The sequence below is a fragment of the Actinocorallia libanotica genome (assembly GCF_039525175.1).
Taxonomy (GTDB): Bacteria; Actinomycetota; Actinomycetes; order Streptosporangiales; family Streptosporangiaceae; genus Actinocorallia; species Actinocorallia libanotica.
In genome coordinates this window covers 1-723 of sequence record NZ_BAAAHH010000117.1, presented here as the reverse complement: position 1 = coordinate 723, position 723 = coordinate 1, and the positions used below count along the sequence as shown (strand labels likewise).

At 70.1% G+C, this 723-nt stretch carries 1 protein-coding gene; it reads right to left on the bottom strand.

Annotated features, from left to right (window positions below; translation table 11 throughout):
• Positions 1 to 723 (bottom strand): hypothetical protein (locus ABD140_RS39925; protein WP_344248283.1); only part of this gene is annotated, 723 nt, incomplete at both ends.

Here is a 723-nt window from a genome sequence, read left to right as displayed (position 1 = left end):
CCATCGCGCTCGCGTGCGCGTCACCTAGGCGAGCGGCCGTGCCGGCCGAAGCGGGGGGGATTGACGGGGAAGGTGAGACAGGAGGGTGCCCGGGAGGGTCCCCAGGAAGGTTGGTGGTCTTGAAGACACCCCCCCCGTGTCTTGAAGACACCCCCCCCGTGTCTTGAAGACACCCCCCCCCGTGTCTTGAAGACACCCCCTCTTCTCCGGAAGCGGGGTCAGCGTCGGGGTCCTGGGGGCTCTCGGTCGGCTCCTCGGCCAGCTCCTCGGCCGACGCTTCGGTCGACTCCTCGGCGGCCTGGGCCTTCTTCTTGCGACCGCGCTGGGGGCTGGGCTTGCCCTTGTCCGCGCGTGTCGGTTTCGCCGGGGCCGCGGCCAGGTCGGGACGGGACTCTGCGGTGATCGGCGGCAGTCCCTTGTCCTCGCGCTCGCGCTGGATCTGCTCGCGCTGGGCGTCGGACCACCACGAGTAGGGGATGCACACCTCCCACCGGGTAGGGCGCTGGTAGGGGGGGATCTTCAGGTACCGGGCGGGGGGCGGGGTGGTGTCCTTGCGGATCAGACCACGCTTCTCCATGTCGCGCAGTCGGCGGGTGAACGTGCTCTTGCTGACGTCCACCAGGATCTCCAGGTGGGAGCGGAGCGAACGGTACGAGTTGCACCCGTCGGCGTCGGCCGCGTCGGCCAGCGCGATCAGGATCGTCCGCTCGATGACGTCGGCGG